This window comes from Bacillus cereus group sp. MYBK15-3, assembly GCF_051916765.1.
In the GTDB taxonomy this organism is placed as follows: Bacteria; Bacillota; Bacilli; order Bacillales; family Bacillaceae_G; genus Bacillus_A; species Bacillus_A cereus.
Genome location: NZ_JBQAHG010000002.1, coordinates 96,181 through 115,169, shown reverse-complemented (window position 1 = coordinate 115,169; position 18,989 = coordinate 96,181). Strand labels below are relative to the sequence as shown.

The following is an 18,989-nucleotide window of genomic DNA, read 5'->3' as shown; positions in this document are numbered from 1 at the left end:
ATATAAACATTCTTAAAGGAGACGAGACAATGATCGGAATACTAGCAGGAATGGGTCCAAAATCAACTGGACCATTCGTCGATACAGTTGTAGCAGGGTGTCAAACAATATACGGAGCAAAGCATGATATGGACTTTCCCCATATGATGATTTATTCATGCCCAACACCGTTTTACATAGATCGCCCTATTGATCACGAAGCGATGAAAAAAGCGATTATTGACGGGGCACAAAAACTCGAAAGTACTGGCGCAAGCTTTATCGCTATGCCGTGCAATACGGCACATCTTTATTTTGAAGAATTACAGCGTTCTCTTTCTATCCCAATTTTAAATATAGTTGACGAAACGTTAAAAGCAATTCCTGAAACTGCAAAAAGAGTCGCTCTTCTTGCAACGGAAGCGACAGTTCAAGCTGGTATTTATCAAGACGGGATTGCAAAACGGAATATAGAATACATTCATTATGAAAAATGGCAAAGGATGATTAATCAAATTATTACGTATATTAAAAGCGGAGAAGTTGAAGAAGCTCGCAAATTATGGAGCGCACTCGTTGTGCAATTGAAGGATGAAGTAGATAACGCAATTATCGCATGTACTGATTTGAATGTTGTGGCTAGTGAGGATTTTGTTGATTCTTCTCAATGTCTTGCGAAAGCGGTTGTTAGGACGTACTTATCAAATATAAAGATATCTTCATAAACATAAAAAACACTCCTTCTAAAATGTGTTTTCTGTTTAATAAAAATCCCACAAACTTTTAACTTTCTTCACAATTCTTTCAAAGTAATCACACTTAATCTCGCTATATTAAATAAGTAGTTATTCATATAGGGAAGGTTAGGGGAACTGAAAGTATGAAAGTAAATCGTTCGCTTCATTACATTTTTTGGCGTTGGCATTTTTATGCTGGGCTTTTTATTACGCCACTTCTTATTACGTTGTCACTGAGCGGAATTGGGTATTTATTTCGGGAGGAAGTTGAAGATTTCATCTATAAAGATTTATATTTTGGGAAGAGTGCTCAAACAGAATCTATTTCGATGTCTGATTCTATTTCCTTAACAGAGAAAAAATATCCACATTATAGCGTGGCGAAAATTAGTGAGTTTAATGGGGATTATAATACGAGACTTACGATTGCAAATGAGTATACTGGACAACAAAAATATGTGTATTTAGATAGTAATAATCAAATTGTTGGAGATCAAAACGCAAGTGAAACGTTTGCGAATATAATGAGGGAATTACATAGTTCTCTTTTAATCGGTGGCACTGTCGTCAACTATACTGTAGAACTCGCGGCATGCTGGACAATCTTTTTAATCGTAACCGGATTGTACATGAGTATACGCCAATTCAAAAACACACCATCATCCAATAAGCGAGAAAAAGCAAAAAGACGTCATTCTATTATCGGTATTATATTTACAATTCCACTCGTTTTGTTAGTCGCATCTGGATTGCCATGGTCAGGATTTATGGGTAACCAAATTTATAAAATCGCATCGTCGAATGAATCGATTGGATATCCAAAGTTGTATATGGCACCGCCTGAATCAAAGGTAAAAGAATTGCCATGGGCAACAAGAAAAGAAGCTCCTCCTGAATCGAATTCGAGTAAGCCAAAAACAATTTCTGTCGATGAATTACAAAAAGGAATTGAAATAAAGAAGCCATACGTTATCTCACTACCAGCTGATCCGAAAGGTGTATTCACTGTTTCGAAATCGAGCGGTTCTGGTATTACAGGTATGCATGTTGCACCAAATGAAGAGATAACAGCTTACTTTGACCAATATAGCGGGGAACTCATTTCAAAAACGGACTATCGTGATTATGGATTACTTGCACAATGGTTCACTTACGGCATCCCGCTTCATGAAGGACATTTATTTGGATGGCCAAATAAAATATTATGCTTACTAACGACATTATCTCTACTACTTCTTATTTATTACGGGGTAAAAATGTGGTTAGCAAGAAAGCCGAAAGGAAAATTAGCAGCACCTCCAAAACAAAGAGATAAGAACAGTATATTCGTTTTCTTTATCATGATGGTTATACTGGGCGCTGTCATGCCTTTATTTGGATTATCTGTATTAGTGATTTTTGCGATTGAACTTCTTATATATGTATTTTCAAAAATACAATCATAATGAAAAGAAAACCACTCTACATGAGTGGTTTTCTTCATCACTGCGCTGTTTTCTTTCGGTACATCTTCCCGTTCCAATAGAAGAATCGTGAAGTGAGGCCTCCGTACTTTACAATGCGCCGTGCCATTTTGTGCATATTCTTTTGTGCTGATACTTTTTGATCTGATAAATAAATACCAAGTAACCCTCGGCTTATAAGGCGATGAAACTTCGCATGAGGCAAATCACCAATACTCTTCTCCGCTTCTTCTACAAAATGTTTCATCCGATCTAATATTGCTTGCTCGTTTTCGTAATAACTACAGAAATTCAAATCTCCGCCTATACGGTCTTCTTCTTGATCAATGAAATAATCAAGTAAGATATGAAGCCCTTGTACGTAAGGGAAGTATCCTTGTCTAATTTTCGCAATATCTTCATCATGTAATTCATCATGAAAGGCATATGCGACAAGACAGAAGATTCCAAGTGTAGAACCGGCACATGCTGAAAATTCAAACCAACTCATCTCTGGTAAGTTTTCTTTATGCGCTTCAAACCACTTTTGTAATCGTGGTTCTCTTTCTTCTAATTTTACATGTTTATGAATTTGTAAATCACAATAATAACAAGCAAGTTCATGAAGAACAGGAGCAATTTTGTCATAGTGCTTCGTTTTCTTTAAAACATCTTGGCATGTTTCAACAAGTTCATCTAAATAACCACCATCATCTTGATCATCACGATAACGATAATAATTACCGCCGCCTTCTACTTCAGGTGATAATGCCATTAACATCGATTCATGCAGTGCGGCAAAATCATTTGGATCAAGTGATGTACTGCGATCACATAAATTATCTAAATAGTCGCTGATCGTTTGATACGCTACGATAAAACGAATACATTCTTCTCGGTGTTCATTTGCTAGCAGAGCTAAAATGCCACCGCCCTCGCAATGAAACGTTTTATGCTCAATACTTGCGATTGCCTGACTATGAAGCTCATCATTCGGAATATGGTAGGCACGCTCTTTCCACATCGCTAGCTCATGGTGTACAACCGGAAACACATCACGGTATACTTTCGCCATGAGCGTTATGGGATTACTCGGTACGTTCACTTCTTCCTTCATCTCCTCTATTAAATGTACAAATAATGATTTATTTGTTTGTTTTTACTATATTATTGACATGCATTTCAGTAAATGACTGAATATAACTCAAAATTTCATCACGCTCATACTCATTTAATAGCTCGTGATAACAATTCGGCCATTCTTTAAAAGCCTTATCACTTATTTTAACATTATCAAACCAAGTGCGGACACGTGTTTTATCTACAAGTTTATCCTCACAAGCTTGCATTAGCAAGAGCGGAACATCTGGAAAATCATCTATTTTTTTATGAGCAATTTCGATAGACTTGATCAATTCACTATACCAACGTACTGATACTTTGCGCAAGAACAAAGAATCATTCTCCATTGCATCTCTTACTTCATGGTTACGTGTTGACATTTCCACCGTAAGATTCGTTGCAAATTGCAATTTTGGAGCCACAACATTTAATATTTTTGAAGCAAATTGAAGCGGAGCAGAGGGTCCAGTCACTACCCCTAAACAAGGCGAACTCAAAATAACACCTTCTACATCTTCTCTCTTCGTTTCTTGCATCATACGAATGACAATAAGACCACCCATACTATGACCGAATAGAAAAATAGGTAACCTATACTTTCTTGCTTCTTTCACCCATAATTTAACTTCCTCTATGTATTCATCAAATGAATCAATATGTCCTCTATTCCTTGAAGTCGTTCCATGTGACGGAAGATCCCCCATCACGACGTGGTAGCCGATATGATTCCACATTTCCGCAACTGCTTCGTAACGTCCGTGATATTCCATTGCGCCGTGCACAATAACAATGACAGCTTTTGCTTCCTCCGCTTCATAATTCCACATACGGCTCTCCTCCATTTCACTCTTTCTCATAATTTGATACACTAAAACTAGTCTCTAGGAAAGGAAGACTTTACATGATATATCCTTACAAAGAAAAAAAACCGAAAATTGCGAGTAGTGCTTTTATCGCTGACTATGTTACGATTACAGGCGATGTTTCCGTTGGCGAGGAATCAAGTATTTGGTTTAATACAGTCATCCGTGGTGATGTGTCACCGACAATCATTGGAGACCGAGTAAATGTACAAGACCAATGTACACTTCACCAAAGCCCGCAGTATCCTCTTATTTTAGAAAACGACGTAACAATTGGGCATCAAGTCATTTTACATAGTTGCCATATTAAGAAAGATGCTTTAATTGGAATGGGATCTATTATATTAGATGGTGCTGAAATTGGCGAAGGAGCTTTTATCGGCGCTGGAAGCCTCGTTTCACAAGGAAAGAAAATTCCGCCGAACACGTTAGCTTTCGGTCGTCCCGCGAAAGTCATTCGTGAATTAACAGAAGAAGACCGTAAAGATATGGAGCGTATTCGCACGCAATACGTTGAAAAAGGTCAATATTATAAATCATTACAGAAGTAAATTTCCGCTGCCATAAGATTGGCAGCTTTTTTTATATAAAATCTAACTTTTTCTTTACAAAACATTATTACTCCCTCAACAAAATCTTATTAAAATAAAAGCTAATATCTCCATATATATGTAGATGAGGGAGGAGAATTTTCATGAAGGTCAGTGGATTATATAAAATAGAATGTTACATTTTCAGAGGAATTAACCGCTACTTTGATCAAAAAACATTAAATATCTTTTTCAGCAATATTACTCATATCGGTGGCGCGACTTTCTCCATCGCACTCACACTTTTCTTTTTAATTTTCGCAAAGGGAACTTTGCATCAAGCTGCAATTGCAACTGCTATTTCGTTAGCAATTAGCCATATTCCTGTGCAAATATTAAAAAGGTGGTATCCGCGAAAACGTCCTTATTTAACAATTCAGGATGCAAAATATCCAGTCCATCCATTAAAAGACCACTCTTTCCCGTCTGGTCATACAACAGCCGTTTTCTCTGTCTTCATTCCATTTATTTGCTATAATCCAAGCTTACTTGCTTTCCTATTACCGTTAGCATTATGCGTCGGTATTTCACGTATTTATTTAGGACTTCACTATCCGTCAGATGTATTCGTCGGTATGTGCCTTGGCACTTGCTCTGGCATCATCTCTTTTTATCAATTCATCCCACTTTTCACATAAAGGAGTGATATGATGAGAGTCGCCATTTTTACCGATACTTTTACGCCACAAGTTAACGGGGTTGCGAAAACGTTAGAGCGATTAACACAATATTTTCAGAAAGAACAGATCGCCTATTCTGTTTTCGCTCCTCAGCATACAGCTGAAGATAATTTTGTAGCGAATGTGAATAAGATGAGAAGTATCCCATTAACAATATTATATCCAGAATGTCGTTTTTCTTTTCCTACTCCGCGCATTAAACGAGAACTACTTTCCTTTAAACCTGACATTATTCACATTGCCACACCTTTCAACATGGGACTTTGTGGATTGTATTATGCAAAAAAGTTAAACATCCCAGTTGTCGGTTCTTATCATACTGATTTCGATGCCTATTTACGTTATTACAAAATCGAATTCCTCTCCAATATGCTGTGGAACTATTTAAAATGGTTTCATAGTCATATGCAAAAAAATTTTGTACCTTCCTTTGAAACATTACATCAATTAAAAAACAAAGGCTTTCAGACCCTCTCTATATGGGGACGTGGTGTAGATTGCACACTCTTTCATCCTGCTTACAATACAGACCTATTCCGAAAAAAATATAATATTACAGCGAAGTATGTCCTTTCCTATGTTGGACGAATTGCTCCTGAAAAAGATATTGATACGCTGCAACACCTTATCGTTAAAACAGCACATACTCGAAACGATATTCATTGGCTCATTGCAGGAGATGGTCCTCTAGCAACAAGTTTACGTGAAGCTGTTCCGAAAACAAATATCACTTTTACTGGCTATTTACAAAGTACAGATTTAGCTGAAGCATATGCTTGTTCTAACATAATGGTGTTTCCATCAGCTACTGAAACATTCGGAAATGTCGTACTTGAATCACTCGCATGCGGTACACCTGTCATTGGTGCAAATAGTGGCGGGGTTAAAAATATTATTACAGATGGAAAAACGGGAGTTCTTTGTCCGCCTAAAAATGAAGATGCATTTCTATCATCCATTTATTTTTTATTACAAAATGAAGAAAAACTTGAGCAGATGGGAATAGCAGCTTCATCTTTTGCGAAATCAAAGAGCTGGGATGAGATCTTTCACGGTTTGCTTAACCAATATGAAGAAGTCCTGCAGCATAACGCATCAGAGTTGCTTGCTTAAATAGAAAAACTCCCTTCAAAAAAACGAAGGGAGTTTATTACATGGTTATAAATTTTAGTTTAATAAATGATACATAAGGTTAAACATTGTTTTATTTCTATATTAATTATATCAAAAATAAACATAACTAAACAGACTTGTAATAAAAAACCATAAAAATAAATATATGGTTATACAGTATTTTAAACTGTATAATGATTTTAAGAATTCCCCTTAAAATCAACTTACTCACATACCTTTATACAGCAATTGTTCCCCAATTCTGTATATCCAAAAACCTTTCATTCATTTGAAAGGTCTTTTTGAGCCTGCACATATTCTTCTTTCGTATTTACATTTATAAACCAATCCGCATTCGCTTGTACATCTTCTCCAGAAACATACTTCACATTACATTGTGATAAAAGCTGGCCCATACTTCTTTTTTCTTCCTGAAGTAAAGCATAAATCTTTTCTTTCACGCGGTTGTGATACGCTGCAAGTAACGGTTGTTTTCTTCCATTAATAATAGGTACAACCGCATCATATTCATTACTCGTTTGCTCTAATAAAATGATAAACCATTCATGCGAAACGTTTGGTGCATCGCAAGGCATAATAGCGTACCAATCTGCTTCTATGTATTCCATACCTGATACAATGCCGGCAAGCGGTCCATTTCCTTTATAGTGCGGGATATCTTCTATAACAGGAACTTGTACGAATTGCTCTACTCGCTCTTTTATATCAGTATGGCTAATTACTACAATGTCTTGCAAAGTAGTTCCCATCACTTTCACAATATGCTCAACAAAAGTAGTTCCCTTCCAAATTGCTAACGCTTTCGGCTCACCAAATCTACTCGACATACCGCCCGCTAATACAATTCCAGCACACTTCCTCATTGGCGATGCAGCTCAAACGTAATATGGCCTAATTCCGGTAAAATTAATTTATTCATCGCAAGTCGAACCGCTCCGCTAGACCCTGGCATCGAGAAGACTACTTTGCGCCCAATTGTACCACCAATCGCTCTACTTAACATTGCGCTGCTTCCGATATCTTCTAAATAACTAATCATACGGAACAGCTCACCAAATCCAACAATTTCTTTATCTAATAACGCTGATACTGCTTCAATTGTAACATCGCGTTTCGTAATACCAGTACCGCCATTTGTTAATACAACATCTACATCTCCCTTATGATAACCAGCTAACACTGCTTGCTGAATACTTTCTTTATCATCTTTTACAATTTCATAAGAAGTTACTTTATGTCCCGCTTCTTTTAACAATTCATGTAATAGTTGTCCGCTCTTATCTGTTTCTTCCGTACGTGTATCGGAAATCGTAACAATCTTGCAACGCACTTCTTTTGGAGCTTGCTTTTTATGTTCAGTTACACTCATTTTTTATCTTTCCTTTCTTAAAGACTTTTCTTCATTTTATCATACATACCTTTACACAATTATGTATGAAGCCACTCATGCGGCATGATACAATATAAGTATACTAACCCACAAAAAGGAAAGTGTACTTTCTTATACTCCTAGACTACACATCTTTAGCTACTCTTTATATTTTCTACATAATAGAATTCAATTTTAAAACTTGTACTAAAAAATAAATTGGAGGTCTACATAGTATGGAACTTTATAAAAAATTAACAACAACATTTATCCTCTTATTCATCGCTTCAATCACTGTCGGCTTTTCCTTAAAAGGCGCAATTCCATACGCTACATTAGTAAGCATTATATTTGCGACACTATTTTTACTAAGTAGTGCCTTTTGCGCAAGTAAAGCACGTCAAATGAAAGGTTGATTACATATGTTCAGAAAGAAATCAATCTTTTGTAAATCATGTAAAACAGAAATACAAACGTATGAAAAAGCGTGGATTCATATGCCCTTTCCGGCGAATGGCATGACGAATATGAAAAAGTATATTGAATTAGAAGGACAAATTTATTGTAGTTCGTGTGTTGAGATAATGAATAAAAACCAGTAAATACAAAAGGGGTGTTTACATTGTTTGAGTCCAACCGTATCCAGTTACGAAAGTTTTCCGAAGATGATATTCTAACATATTATAAATGGCATAATGATATAGACGTTATGAGTTCAACTACACTTACTCTTGATAAATATTCCTTTCAAGACACAGAAAAACTTTGCCAGCAATTTATTCATTCTTCGAACTCTAAGAGCTATATCATTGAAGAAAAAGCTACGCATCTTCCAATTGGTATTACTTCTTTAATTCATATTGATTCGTATAATCGAAACGCTGAATGCATTATTGATATTGGTAAAAAGGATTACTGGGGACAAGGTTATGGGCAGGAAGCTTTAACCCTATTATTGGATTATGCATTTTTAGAATTAAATTTACATCGCCTTTCTTTACGAGTATTTTCTTTTAACGATAGAGCAGTTAAATTATATAAATCACTTGGTTTTCAACATGAAGGAACTTGTAAAGAAGCTATATTCCGCAACGGCACTTGGCATGACATTGAACTCTTCGCTTTATTCCAACGTAATTATAAATAAAAAAAGCTTTGCGCTCACCGCGCAAAGCTTTTTTTCATATATTATAGACCAGCTTGCTCTTTTAAAGCTGCAGCTTTGTCTGTACGTTCCCATGATAGATCTACATCAGTACGTCCGAAGTGGCCGTAAGCTGCTGTTTGTTTGTAAATTGGGCGACGTAAGTCTAACATTTTAATAATACCAGCTGGGCGAAGATCGAAGTTGTTACGAACTAGTTCTACTAGTACGTCTTCAGATACTTTACCAGTGCCGAATGTATCAACTGAAATTGATACTGGTTGTGCTACACCGATTGCGTATGCAAGTTGTACTTCTGCTTTTTCAGCAAGACCAGCTGCTACGATGTTTTTCGCAACATAACGAGCTGCATATGCTGCAGAACGGTCAACTTTCGTTGCATCTTTACCAGAGAATGCACCGCCACCGTGGCGAGCGTATCCACCGTAAGTATCAACGATGATTTTACGTCCTGTTAAACCAGCATCACCTTGTGGTCCACCAATTACGAAGCGGCCAGTTGGATTAATGAAGAATTTCGTTTCTTCATCCATTAATTCTGCTGGTACTACAGCTTTAATTACGTGCTCTTTTAAATCGCGATCGATTTCTTCCCATGTAACATCTGGGTGATGTTGTGTAGAAATTACGATAGTATCAACACGTACTGGTTTACCATTTTCATCATACTCAACTGTAACTTGCGTTTTTCCATCTGGACGTAAGTATGATAATGTATCATCTTTACGTACTTCAGTTAAACGGCGAGCTAATTTGTGAGCAAGCGAGATTGGAAGTGGCATTAATTCTTGTGTTTCATTACATGCAAAACCAAACATTAAACCTTGGTCTCCTGCACCAATCGCCTCAATCTCAGCGTCAGTCATTTGACCTTCGCGTGCTTCTAGCGCTTGGTCAACACCCATAGCGATGTCAGCAGACTGCTCATCGATAGATGTTAAAACAGCACAAGTTTCTGCATCGAATCCGTATTTTGCGCGTGTGTAACCAATGCCTTGAATTGTTTCACGAACGATTTTCGGAATATCTACGTAAGTAGAAGTCGTAATTTCCCCCGCTACCAATACTAAACCAGTTGTTACAGTTGTTTCACAAGCTACACGTGCATTTGCGTCTTTTGATAAGATCGCATCTAAAATTGAATCAGAAATTTGGTCACAAATTTTATCTGGATGTCCTTCAGTTACAGACTCAGATGTGAACAGATGACGTTTTTTTGTCATGTGGTAAACCTCCCTACAGTAATTGTATATATTGTACGGAACTCATCCTTAATTTGCCACAAACTGCGACATACATTTATTCTCCCACACAAGCATACAGAAAAACCTTTCCTACTTTACATAGAGGAAAGGTTTAATTTGCTACTTGCATACTGCTTTTTGCCCTTCGCTCTTATCGTTCGAGACCTGTAGCCTCGCACAGGTTTTAGCACCTATTCACCTGCATTTATCAATACAAGTGAGGTTGCTGGGCTTCATCGGGCCTGTCCCTCCGCCAGCTCGGGATAAGAGAGTATCCGTCCCAACCTATACTAAAGAAATGATATTCATTTGTCAATTAATATTCACATTTTCCTGAAAGTTTTTCTCAATACGCCTGAAATGAAATATTAATAAGGAAATAATGCATTCACACAAACAAAAAGAAATAAATAGTATACATTATTTATATAATTGTGTTATACTCTTGTTGGGGATTACGAGAAATATTTCATTAAATGAAAAGGATGGTATATAAATATGAGTACTGTGAATGTCCAAATTGGTTTACACGAATTATTGAACGGAAGCAATGCACAGATTCAACTAAGTGTTCCGCAATTAGTGGAAAAAGTATTAATGCGAAATGAAGGGAAATTAACTTCTACTGGTGCCGTTTCTGCTTCAACAGGAAAATATACAGGACGTTCTCCTAAAGATAAATTTATTGTGAAAGAAGCATCGGTTGCTGACAAAATTGCTTGGGGAGCTGTGAACCAACCGATTTCTGAAGAACATTTTAATAAATTATATACTAAAGTTTTAGAATACTTAAAAGAAAAAGAAGAGTTATTCGTCTTCAAAGGATTTGCAGGCGCTGACCGCAATTACCGCCTACCAATTCAAGTTATTAACGAATATGCATGGCACAATTTATTTGTACATCAATTATTCATTCGTCCAACTGAAGAAGAATTAACGACTCATGAATCAGAGTTCACAATTGTTTCTGCACCGAATTTCAAAGCTGATCCAGCTGTTGACGGTACAAACTCTGAAGCATTCATTATGGTTTCATTCGAAAAACGCATCGTATTAATTGGTGGTACAGAATACGCTGGAGAAATGAAAAAATCAATCTTCTCTATTATGAACTTCTTATTACCTGAACAAGATATTCTTTCTATGCACTGTTCTGCAAACGTAGGTGAAGAAGGCGATGTAGCATTATTCTTCGGTTTATCTGGAACAGGTAAAACAACATTATCTGCTGATCCAAACCGTAAATTAATTGGTGATGATGAGCACGGTTGGTCTGATAACGGTGTATTCAATATTGAAGGCGGTTGCTACGCGAAATGTGTAAACCTTTCTCACGAGAAAGAACCACAAATTTTCGATGCAATCACATTTGGATCTGTTTTAGAAAACGTTATCATTAATGACCAAACGCGTATCGCAGACTATAACGATACTACTTTAACAGAAAATACTCGTGCTGCATACCCTATGCATGCGATCGACAATATCGTACTGCCAAGTGTTGCTGGACACCCAAATACAATCATTTTCTTAACTGCTGATGCATCTGGCGTATTGCCTCCAATCAGTAAGTTATCAAAAGAACAAGCTATGTATCATTTCTTAAGTGGTTACACTAGTAAACTAGCAGGAACAGAGCGCGGTGTTACATCTCCGCAAGCAACATTCTCAACTTGCTTCGGTTCACCATTCTTACCACTTGATGCATCTCGCTATGCTGAAATGCTTGGTGAAAAAATTGAGAAACACGATGCGAAAGTATTCTTAGTAAACACTGGCTGGACTGGTGGCGAATACGGCGTTGGTAAACGTATGAACTTAGGTTACACTCGTGCAATGATTCAAGCTGCATTAAACGGTGAACTTGCGAAAACTGAAACAGCTAAACATGACATCTTTGGTCTTGAAGTTCCACTTCACGTACCAGGTGTACCTGACGAAGTGTTAATGCCTGAACAAACTTGGGCTGATAAAGCTGCTTACAAAGCAAAAGCAATCGAACTTGCAAATGAATTCAAAGCTAACTTCAAAAAGTTCGACAGCGTATCTGAAGACATTATTAACTTAGGCGGTCCAATCGCTTAAATTAAAACTTTCTGTTGAAATAACCCTTTACTCATATGAATAAGTGTCGTGTAACCGTAAAGTTTCGCGTACTCACCGACAAAACCCAATGCGGCTTAACGGTTTATACACACTTACATAAAAAAGAAGCTTACGTGAAAACGTAAGCTTCTTTCTATATCTTATATAAAGTGAAGCGCTAATCTCTTCATCTGTGACTTAGATTATAAAATTACAGCTGCAAATTTATACATTATATCCCTACTCGCTACATCTCTCTGGTTTCACACCACATGGGAGCAAAAAAGGTCCTGACCGCTTCTATCCGTGGCTGGATCATCTATTCCATCTAAAAAGAAGTCTTTTATCTTTTTTAGCTCTTTGTTAGTTCTTTCTCATCTTTCATGCTATAGTATCCTAAATTAACAACGATTAAGAAATAACCACCCATAATCCCTACTGCAAATGCCCACATAACCATGTGGTGCTCAATTTCGTACATAATAATAGCACCCAAAATGGCAGCTGCAAAACGGTTAAACATACCGAGTGTCGGTGCTTTCGTCTTCTTTACAATACTATCTCCAAGCTTCTCAATTCTTCTCCCTAAAAGCCAAACGCAATACATACTTACAATAAGCCCAATTCCAGCGCCTAAAAAATGTGCCGAAAAAGGTGTTAACATCCAACCTAGTAACAAAATACCTAGTATATAATACGATTGGATTTTAAATGATCTTAGTGACATACTAATCATGCTGTACCTCTCTTCATTCGTTCTTATCTATCCAACAAAAAATTTCTTTCAAATTCATATTCCTTACATCCATTTCATTCAAATTAAAAACAACATAAACAGTATGTTTATGTTGTTTAAATATTTTTAGGAAATAATATTATACAAGATTTCAAACATCATATTCTCATATTTTGTGACGGTTTTTCAAACTTTTTTCGTCCATTTATGAAAAAAATGATATCAATCTATGAACATACGGATATGATGTAATAAGCACACAAATAAAGGGGGCGTCTAATGATTTATTTTTTAATGGCTCTCATTCACCTCATTATCCCTGCACTTATTGGACTTTCATTGTATTGGTACACGAAAAACCATAGCATTTTTTACGCTGTCCTCGGTGTTCTTCTTCCAGGTATTATTCTTATTACACTCTTCCGTATTCCATTTTTAAACTTAATTCCACTTATTACTGCTATCTTATTTCTCATCTTCTTACCAAAAATAAAAAAATAGGAAAGCAGATCATAGGTGATCTGTTTTCCTATTTTGATATAGGTTCCCCTGCAATAGAATGAACTTTTACTTTCTCCGATTTCACAAACCATAGACCGACAAAAATGATAATTCCACCGATGATTTGTTGAAACGATACATATTCATTTGCCCAGACAGCTGCAAATAGAACAGCTACAAGCGGCGTTATATACATATATACCATCGTATGTGACGCCCCAATTTTTTGAACACCAACATACCACATTACTAGACCAAATACTGTTACAAAGAAAATAGAATATAGTAAAGCAAATAGTGTCATTCCGTGAGTAATGTGAAATGGCATGACAAACACATGTGGACCACTTAACAATAATAGCGGAATCGCACCCACTAATGCAGACCATGCTGTAACACGTAATGCTGAATATTTTTTAATTAATGGTCCTGCTAAAACAGGATAAAGCCCCCAGCATATTGATGTAATAAGTCCAATTCCATTGCCATAAAAAGAACTAGTAAGAGAATGTCCTGCTACTAAAACTAATGCTGCACCAACAAAGGCAGTCATAGAACCGATTAACTTTCGAGAAGAAAAATTTTCTTGTTTCAAGAAAATCGCAAATGCAGTTGTAAAAATAGGTGAAATAGAAATGAGTAAAGAGGCATTTGTAGCAGATGTATATTTGACAGTTTCCATAAATAACGTTTGATACAGTACAATACCTACAATGCTAACGATAATTAATCTAGGTATATCCTTTCGCTCCATATAAACCGACTTTTCAATAAAAAAGGTAAGGAGTAACAGAAGCGGTGCCGCCGCCATCATGCGAAGTGCAGTAAACTCAATTGCTGTAAATTCTAAAAGTCCATACTTCGCAATTGTATAGTTAATCCCCCAAATAATAACAACACTTAAAATTAACAACTCAATTCCCCATCTTCTCATGCGTATCCCCTCCGCAAAGAAGATTATACAGAAAATTCAATCACATGTACATTTCATTATGTGAAAAAATCTTTTTACTATTGAAACGTTTTGGTAAATGAAATTATATCAGCGATTTTCTGAATATATCGGCGCAACTCCATTTATATCAGCGATTTTTTCAATATATCGACTTATCAACAAAAATCGACAATAATAGCGACTTATAAAATAAAAAAGGTGATTCCAAAATACATTTTGGAATCACCTTTCCTTTACTATATTCGAACGTGTAACTTCATATTTGGATTATAAAACTGGCTTGGGCTCTTTAACTGAAAAGTTCCTCCACCTTCATGCCAATCAACAGTTAACTTATCATCCATAAATACAAGCTTTGTACGATCAGCGATAAAGTTCATTGTGCTTGATTCAATATCCACATCGCGCTCATCTTTCTCTGCTACAGCTACTAAATCGATAATTCCGCTCATAACACAACCGCAACCTTCATTATCGTAAAATAACTTTATATATTTCGCTTCACTTGGAATCGTATCCATAATCTTTTTATATGCTGCTTCTGTTACAGTAACGTACATACGTTAATCTTCATCCTCTCTTCTCTTATCATTCATATATTGTATCACCATTTTTCTTAAAAGTTATATACAGAAAATTAAGACTAATATACAATGTATGTGATAAAGTTTCAGCAATCTAGCTTTTATGAATAGTTCATGCAGGAGAAAGGAGGTTTACTATCCGTGTTCAAACTACAACGATATCCTATGTTATTAGGTCTATTGGGTAGTTTCTTCATTTCTAGCGGAATACTGTTACAGCATGTACTTCCCTATTCTCCTTCTATCGGCTGGATTCTAGGTTTTATTTGTTACCTATCCGCTTCTTATTTTACTACGAAGAATACAAACAACTCATAAAGCAAAAATCATCTTAAGGAGGATTATCAAACATGCCAGCCTTAAAAAAAATAGAGCAATCACTCAATCACTTATTCCAAATTGAAAAATACGGAAAAGATAGTGCCTTTAGTCGATTTATCCCAGCCGTATATGATCCTATCAAATTTCCTTGGCAACAATTTTTCGAAGCAAATTTTGTAGATTTATTTAACGGCCTTATGATGCACGGATCTGAAAATGTAAACAAAGTATTTTTAGCTGTATTCCCTACAGATGACGTTCTTGAAACATTCATTTCACAATCCACACCTGGTGATTTACTCTTTATGCACCATCCCCTTGTAATGGAGTGTGGTGATCCGCTTGGAAGATCAGGTCGCGGTTTCATACCAATTCCTGAAAAATATTTGCAAGGAATAAAAGAAAAACAACTTTCTATATATACATGTCATGTACCAATGGATTTTCATCAAACGCATGGAACGAGTATTTCAATTGCAAAAGCATTAAACGCTACTGTAGTGGACGACTTTGCATATGGAGGTCCAGAACAAGAACCAATTGGTCTTATTTGTGAAATAGATGAAACATCAACAGAAGCACTCCAAAAACATCTAAAACAACTCTTCCAGATTCCTTACACAGACTTCGAAGGTAAACGACATGATTCCATTAAAAAAATCGCAATTATCGCTGGGTGTGGCGATGTTGTATCTTTAATGAAGGAAGCAGAAGAAAAAGGTGCTGAAGCATATATTACAGGAGAAATCCATTGCCATATCGACAATGATTACGGCCGACATAAATACTCGCTCATTATGGATTATGTAAAAGAAACGAATATGTCTCTAATTGGTGTGTCACACTCTGCCTCTGAATATTTAGTGAAAGAGACATTGATGTATGATTGGTTTAAAGAAAATTTTGATGTGGATGTTATTTTGCTTCCGCAGGAGAAATGGTGGCTATAAATTTTTAAAGAGATAGCTAATTTAGCTATCTCTTTTTACTAAACTTAAAATTTCATGAGGCGTTTGAAAAATATAATCAGCCACCTCGAATCCTTTCCTTGTTTTCGCTCCCCACAGGGCTAAACCAAATTTTGCTCCCGCTTGTTTTGCGCATTGTAAGTCATATACTGAATCACCTATGTATATCGCTTCTTGTGCATCTATATTCAATCTTTTTAGACATGTCACAAGTGGCTCTGGATGTGGTTTATGTTTTATTGTATCTTCTACACAAATAGAGTGTTCAAAATATGAATGTAATCCAAATGGCTTGAAATCATTGATAAACTCTTGGCGTGTTTTTGAAGTAACAATACCTGTTCGAATCTTATATGAAGATACTATTTCAATCACTTCCGCAATTCCTTTAAATACTGTAATTTCATTCTTAAAATCTGCCATATTACGTATCCATTTCTCATGAACTGCTTTCATATTTTCCACACCAATTTCTTGTAACGCAGCCATACCAGGAATACCTAATGCAAAATGTAGCTTTTCTAATGAATAATTCATCCCTTCATCTCGCAACGTTCTCTGTAATGAATATAAAACTGCTTTTTCCGTATCTAACATTGTTCCGTCAATATCAAATATAATTCCCTTCATTTTTGCGTCCCCCTTTACTTCACTCCAGTGATTAGCTCAATTCCATATTCTTTCACTACTCTTTCTAAATTGCCGGGAATAACATCATTCGTAATAATTGTATCTATTGATTCTAATGACAGTGCCTTAAAGTTTTGACGTTGATTCATTTTTGTCTCATCGGCAAGTAAAAACACTCCATTCGTTTGTTTAACAATTTGACGCTTAAAATGAATATCTTCCTCATACGCATAATAAACACCATCTTCTGTAAGGCCGGGTGATCCAATAAAAACTTTATCAAAATGATAATCTTTTAGTTTCTCCATTGCAGAAAAACCCGCCATATAACGTGAGTGTTTATTTAATTCTCCACCCAAAATATGAATATTTACATTCTCCATATCCATTAAATGATTTACTGTATCAATTGAATTTGTAACAACCGTTATATTACTTGCTGTCAAAAATGAAGCCATACAGTTAACAGTTGTTGAAACATCAAGATAAATAATTTCATTATCTCCTACAAAAGAAGCAGCTTGCTTTCCAATAGATATCTTATATTCAATTTCTTTTTCCTCACGATTTACATAATCCGATATTTTACGGTGGAAAGATGATAAAGCTACACCACCATGAGTTCGTATTATTGTTGTTTCATTTGTTAACTTTACAATATCTCTTCTTGCTGTATCTCTGGAAACTTGAAATAGCTCACACATCATCTTCAAACTCATCGTCCTATGTTCATTCAAATAATCCATTATTTTTATTAAACGTTCCTCTTGATTCATACTCTCACCCATTTTCATTTACTTTTAAGTGATTTTAAGTTATTTTAAGTATATCACAACAAAATCACTTAAATAAACCTTAAAATAACTTAAAACGGAAGTGAGAAAATGCTACGTACAATTATTTTTGATTTTGATGGCACACTAGCTGATACTTTACCTTTATGTTATTACTCGTTTCAAAACGTTTTTTGGCAATTTGATAATAAAGAAATTACTGAAGCAGAGATTCTTTCTATGTTTGGTCCAAGTGAAGTTGGTATTATTCATGAGAACTTACTTTCTGAAGAAAAAGAAGTAGCAGTTGAAAGATACTATGAATGTTATGAAGAAAAGCATCATGATTACGTAAAGCGAAATCATGAAATAGTAGACCTTTTAATACATTTAAAAAAACAAGGGTTTCAGTTAGCTATCGTAACTGGAAAAGCAAAAAGAAGCCTGGATATTACTCTAAAAGCATTAGGATTAGTTTCTTTCTTCGACTGTATAGTAGCTGGAGATGATGTAATGAAGCCAAAACCTGACCCTGAAGGTATTCTTCTTGTATTAAATACATTAAATGTAAATGCAAACGAAGCAATTTTTATTGGGGATAGTGATGCTGACATACTTGCTGGAAAACAGGCAGATGTACGAACGATTGGCGTACAATGGTTACCAAACTATCAATCTGCTACATTTACTGTGCAACCAGATGATTTTATTAAGAAAACAGATGATTTTCTCATCTCATTAAATACTAGATTTTCAAAATATAGAAAGGAGAACGTATATGTACCACTTAATTGCTTTAGTTGCGACGGCAGACGCAACAGCAGTTCTAACGGAAACACCAGAACTATGGTATTTTCCATTAAACCAACGGATAGCGGAGTAGGACAAATTCAAGTATTTAATCCTACTCCAGCAGTAGGTTCCGCTACTGTAACTTGGACTAGTATTACAACTGGAAACCCAGTTGCAAGAGGAGATGCTATATCCCTTTATATTACCCCTGGAATTACTGCAAGTGCTATATATTCTATTTTTCTAATCACTGACATATAGCAATTCATTTCATAAAAAAAAGACCCGAGATTCGGGTCAACAAATAGAAATATAAATG

General features: G+C 35.9%; 23 protein-coding genes and 1 riboswitch. Of the genes, 13 read left to right on the top strand and 10 right to left on the bottom strand.

What is annotated here, in order from left to right; genetic code table 11:
• Positions 1-29 precede the first annotated feature (29 nt).
• Both ACTFR8_RS08975 and ACTFR8_RS08970 read left to right on the top strand, forming a co-directional pair.
• Positions 30-704, top strand: coding sequence for an aspartate/glutamate racemase family protein (locus ACTFR8_RS08975; protein WP_100619474.1), 675 nt, complete (start codon positions 30-32; stop codon positions 702-704).
• 155 nt (positions 705-859) lie between these two features.
• Positions 860-2,161, top strand: coding sequence for a PepSY-associated TM helix domain-containing protein (locus ACTFR8_RS08970; RefSeq protein ID WP_000867821.1), 1,302 nt, complete (start codon positions 860-862; stop codon positions 2,159-2,161).
• A 37-nt stretch (positions 2,162-2,198) separates the two neighbouring features.
• Here the strand turns inward: ACTFR8_RS08970 and ACTFR8_RS08965 are convergent, their stop codons facing one another.
• Together ACTFR8_RS08965 and ACTFR8_RS08960 are read right to left on the bottom strand one after the other, a co-directional pair.
• Positions 2,199-3,263 (bottom strand): tetraprenyl-beta-curcumene synthase family protein, encoded by a 1,065-nt coding sequence (locus ACTFR8_RS08965; RefSeq protein WP_001102467.1) that lies wholly within the window; start codon positions 3,261-3,263, stop codon positions 2,199-2,201.
• A gap of 40 nt (positions 3,264-3,303) precedes the next feature.
• Positions 3,304-4,107: an alpha/beta hydrolase gene (locus ACTFR8_RS08960; protein ID WP_000267425.1), complete on the bottom strand. Its 804-nt coding sequence runs from the start codon at positions 4,105-4,107 to the stop codon at positions 3,304-3,306.
• A gap of 74 nt (positions 4,108-4,181) precedes the next feature.
• Here ACTFR8_RS08960 and ACTFR8_RS08955 point away from each other — a divergent pair, with 74 nt between their 5' ends.
• From ACTFR8_RS08955 to ACTFR8_RS08945, 3 genes are all read left to right on the top strand, one after another.
• Positions 4,182-4,694, top strand: a complete 513-nt coding sequence (locus tag ACTFR8_RS08955; protein WP_000640186.1) for a gamma carbonic anhydrase — start codon at positions 4,182-4,184, stop codon at positions 4,692-4,694.
• Positions 4,695-4,837: 143 nt separating this feature from the next.
• Positions 4,838-5,371 carry a phosphatase PAP2 family protein gene (locus tag ACTFR8_RS08950; RefSeq protein ID WP_000868592.1) on the top strand — a complete coding sequence of 178 codons (534 nt, stop codon included), beginning with the start codon at positions 4,838-4,840 and terminating at the stop codon, positions 5,369-5,371.
• 12 nt (positions 5,372-5,383) lie between these two features.
• Complete coding sequence (locus ACTFR8_RS08945) at positions 5,384-6,526, top strand: glycosyltransferase family 4 protein (RefSeq protein ID WP_074596461.1); 1,143 nt, start codon at positions 5,384-5,386, stop codon at positions 6,524-6,526.
• Positions 6,527-6,807: 281 nt separating this feature from the next.
• On the opposite strand, the gene ACTFR8_RS08940 is transcribed toward ACTFR8_RS08945, so the two are convergent.
• Both ACTFR8_RS08940 and ACTFR8_RS08935 read right to left on the bottom strand, forming a co-directional pair.
• Complete coding sequence (locus ACTFR8_RS08940) at positions 6,808-7,410, bottom strand: molybdenum cofactor guanylyltransferase (protein ID WP_098300188.1); 603 nt, start codon at positions 7,408-7,410, stop codon at positions 6,808-6,810.
• Entirely contained in the window at positions 7,407-7,916 is a 510-nt protein-coding gene (locus ACTFR8_RS08935) for a MogA/MoaB family molybdenum cofactor biosynthesis protein (protein WP_000117128.1), read from the bottom strand. The genes ACTFR8_RS08940 and ACTFR8_RS08935 overlap by 4 nt, the downstream gene beginning before the upstream one ends.
• A gap of 236 nt (positions 7,917-8,152) precedes the next feature.
• On the opposite strand from ACTFR8_RS08935, the gene ACTFR8_RS08930 reads away from it, so the two are divergent.
• The 3 genes from ACTFR8_RS08930 to ACTFR8_RS08920 are packed head-to-tail and all read left to right on the top strand — an operon-like array spanning position 8,153 to position 9,063.
• Positions 8,153-8,332: a hypothetical protein gene (locus tag ACTFR8_RS08930; RefSeq protein ID WP_000424800.1), complete on the top strand. Its 180-nt coding sequence runs from the start codon at positions 8,153-8,155 to the stop codon at positions 8,330-8,332.
• A gap of 6 nt (positions 8,333-8,338) precedes the next feature.
• A complete protein-coding gene (locus ACTFR8_RS08925) occupies positions 8,339-8,518 on the top strand; it encodes a hypothetical protein (protein ID WP_000488709.1) in 180 nt (59 codons plus the stop codon).
• A 20-nt stretch (positions 8,519-8,538) separates the two neighbouring features.
• Positions 8,539-9,063, top strand: a complete 525-nt coding sequence (locus ACTFR8_RS08920) for a GNAT family N-acetyltransferase (RefSeq protein WP_000464119.1) — start codon at positions 8,539-8,541, stop codon at positions 9,061-9,063.
• 41 nt (positions 9,064-9,104) lie between these two features.
• Here ACTFR8_RS08920 and metK read toward each other — a convergent pair whose 3' ends face one another.
• Positions 9,105-10,304 (bottom strand): methionine adenosyltransferase, encoded by a 1,200-nt coding sequence (metK, locus tag ACTFR8_RS08915; protein WP_074596457.1) that lies wholly within the window; start codon positions 10,302-10,304, stop codon positions 9,105-9,107.
• Positions 10,305-10,473: 169 nt separating this feature from the next.
• Positions 10,474-10,595: riboswitch (SAM riboswitch) on the bottom strand.
• A 228-nt stretch (positions 10,596-10,823) separates the two neighbouring features.
• Between metK and pckA the strand changes: the two genes are divergently transcribed.
• Positions 10,824-12,410, top strand: coding sequence for a phosphoenolpyruvate carboxykinase (ATP) (pckA, locus tag ACTFR8_RS08910; RefSeq protein WP_000108802.1), 1,587 nt, complete (start codon positions 10,824-10,826; stop codon positions 12,408-12,410).
• Between the two features lie 352 nt (positions 12,411-12,762).
• Here pckA and ACTFR8_RS08905 read toward each other — a convergent pair whose 3' ends face one another.
• The gene (locus ACTFR8_RS08905; RefSeq protein WP_000624926.1) at positions 12,763-13,146 is read right to left on the bottom strand and encodes an ATP synthase subunit I; all 384 of its coding nucleotides are present in this window, start codon (positions 13,144-13,146) and stop codon (positions 12,763-12,765) included.
• A 279-nt stretch (positions 13,147-13,425) separates the two neighbouring features.
• On the opposite strand from ACTFR8_RS08905, the gene ACTFR8_RS08900 reads away from it, so the two are divergent.
• Positions 13,426-13,647 (top strand): hypothetical protein, encoded by a 222-nt coding sequence (locus ACTFR8_RS08900; RefSeq protein ID WP_000639042.1) that lies wholly within the window; start codon positions 13,426-13,428, stop codon positions 13,645-13,647.
• A 28-nt stretch (positions 13,648-13,675) separates the two neighbouring features.
• On the opposite strand, the gene ACTFR8_RS08895 is transcribed toward ACTFR8_RS08900, so the two are convergent.
• Both ACTFR8_RS08895 and ACTFR8_RS08890 read right to left on the bottom strand, forming a co-directional pair.
• Entirely contained in the window at positions 13,676-14,581 is a 906-nt protein-coding gene (locus ACTFR8_RS08895) for a DMT family transporter (RefSeq protein WP_050822140.1), read from the bottom strand.
• A 257-nt stretch (positions 14,582-14,838) separates the two neighbouring features.
• On the bottom strand, positions 14,839-15,162 hold the full coding sequence (locus ACTFR8_RS08890; protein WP_000289569.1) for an iron-sulfur cluster biosynthesis family protein: 324 nt from the start codon (positions 15,160-15,162) through the stop codon (positions 14,839-14,841).
• A gap of 165 nt (positions 15,163-15,327) precedes the next feature.
• Between ACTFR8_RS08890 and ACTFR8_RS08885 the strand changes: the two genes are divergently transcribed.
• Together ACTFR8_RS08885 and ACTFR8_RS08880 are read left to right on the top strand one after the other, a co-directional pair.
• Positions 15,328-15,504, top strand: coding sequence for a hypothetical protein (locus ACTFR8_RS08885; protein WP_033685738.1), 177 nt, complete (start codon positions 15,328-15,330; stop codon positions 15,502-15,504).
• A gap of 32 nt (positions 15,505-15,536) precedes the next feature.
• Positions 15,537-16,457 (top strand): Nif3-like dinuclear metal center hexameric protein, encoded by a 921-nt coding sequence (locus ACTFR8_RS08880; protein WP_001111132.1) that lies wholly within the window; start codon positions 15,537-15,539, stop codon positions 16,455-16,457.
• A gap of 21 nt (positions 16,458-16,478) precedes the next feature.
• Here the strand turns inward: ACTFR8_RS08880 and ACTFR8_RS08875 are convergent, their stop codons facing one another.
• Both ACTFR8_RS08875 and ACTFR8_RS08870 read right to left on the bottom strand, forming a co-directional pair.
• Positions 16,479-17,105, bottom strand: a complete 627-nt coding sequence (locus ACTFR8_RS08875) for an HAD family hydrolase (RefSeq protein ID WP_000676033.1) — start codon at positions 17,103-17,105, stop codon at positions 16,479-16,481.
• A gap of 14 nt (positions 17,106-17,119) precedes the next feature.
• Entirely contained in the window at positions 17,120-17,881 is a 762-nt protein-coding gene (locus tag ACTFR8_RS08870) for a DeoR/GlpR family DNA-binding transcription regulator (RefSeq protein WP_015382478.1), read from the bottom strand.
• Between the two features lie 108 nt (positions 17,882-17,989).
• Here ACTFR8_RS08870 and ACTFR8_RS08865 point away from each other — a divergent pair, with 108 nt between their 5' ends.
• Complete coding sequence (locus tag ACTFR8_RS08865; protein WP_234483390.1) at positions 17,990-18,931, top strand: HAD family hydrolase; 942 nt, start codon at positions 17,990-17,992, stop codon at positions 18,929-18,931.
• Positions 18,932-18,989 lie beyond the last annotated feature (58 nt).

Coding starts and splice junctions, on each gene's coding strand:
- ACTFR8_RS08870 (WP_015382478.1), bottom strand. CDS start 17,881: ATGAATCAAGAGGAACGTTTAATAAAAATAATGGATTATTTGAATGAA.
- ACTFR8_RS08900 (WP_000639042.1), top strand. CDS start 13,426: ATGATTTATTTTTTAATGGCTCTCATTCACCTCATTATCCCTGCACTT.
- ACTFR8_RS08970 (WP_000867821.1), top strand. CDS start 860: ATGAAAGTAAATCGTTCGCTTCATTACATTTTTTGGCGTTGGCATTTT.
- metK (WP_074596457.1), bottom strand. CDS start 10,304: ATGACAAAAAAACGTCATCTGTTCACATCTGAGTCTGTAACTGAAGGA.
- ACTFR8_RS08940 (WP_098300188.1), bottom strand. CDS start 7,410: ATGAGGAAGTGTGCTGGAATTGTATTAGCGGGCGGTATGTCGAGTAGA.
- ACTFR8_RS08975 (WP_100619474.1), top strand. CDS start 30: ATGATCGGAATACTAGCAGGAATGGGTCCAAAATCAACTGGACCATTC.
- ACTFR8_RS08955 (WP_000640186.1), top strand. CDS start 4,182: ATGATATATCCTTACAAAGAAAAAAAACCGAAAATTGCGAGTAGTGCT.
- ACTFR8_RS08930 (WP_000424800.1), top strand. CDS start 8,153: ATGGAACTTTATAAAAAATTAACAACAACATTTATCCTCTTATTCATC.
- ACTFR8_RS08945 (WP_074596461.1), top strand. CDS start 5,384: ATGAGAGTCGCCATTTTTACCGATACTTTTACGCCACAAGTTAACGGG.
- ACTFR8_RS08890 (WP_000289569.1), bottom strand. CDS start 15,162: ATGTACGTTACTGTAACAGAAGCAGCATATAAAAAGATTATGGATACG.
- ACTFR8_RS08905 (WP_000624926.1), bottom strand. CDS start 13,146: ATGATTAGTATGTCACTAAGATCATTTAAAATCCAATCGTATTATATA.
- ACTFR8_RS08880 (WP_001111132.1), top strand. CDS start 15,537: ATGCCAGCCTTAAAAAAAATAGAGCAATCACTCAATCACTTATTCCAA.
- ACTFR8_RS08895 (WP_050822140.1), bottom strand. CDS start 14,581: ATGAGAAGATGGGGAATTGAGTTGTTAATTTTAAGTGTTGTTATTATT.
- ACTFR8_RS08875 (WP_000676033.1), bottom strand. CDS start 17,105: ATGAAGGGAATTATATTTGATATTGACGGAACAATGTTAGATACGGAA.
- ACTFR8_RS08865 (WP_234483390.1), top strand. CDS start 17,990: ATGCTACGTACAATTATTTTTGATTTTGATGGCACACTAGCTGATACT.
- ACTFR8_RS08960 (WP_000267425.1), bottom strand. CDS start 4,107: ATGTGGAATTATGAAGCGGAGGAAGCAAAAGCTGTCATTGTTATTGTG.
- pckA (WP_000108802.1), top strand. CDS start 10,824: ATGAGTACTGTGAATGTCCAAATTGGTTTACACGAATTATTGAACGGA.
- ACTFR8_RS08935 (WP_000117128.1), bottom strand. CDS start 7,916: ATGAGTGTAACTGAACATAAAAAGCAAGCTCCAAAAGAAGTGCGTTGC.
- ACTFR8_RS08925 (WP_000488709.1), top strand. CDS start 8,339: ATGTTCAGAAAGAAATCAATCTTTTGTAAATCATGTAAAACAGAAATA.
- ACTFR8_RS08950 (WP_000868592.1), top strand. CDS start 4,838: ATGAAGGTCAGTGGATTATATAAAATAGAATGTTACATTTTCAGAGGA.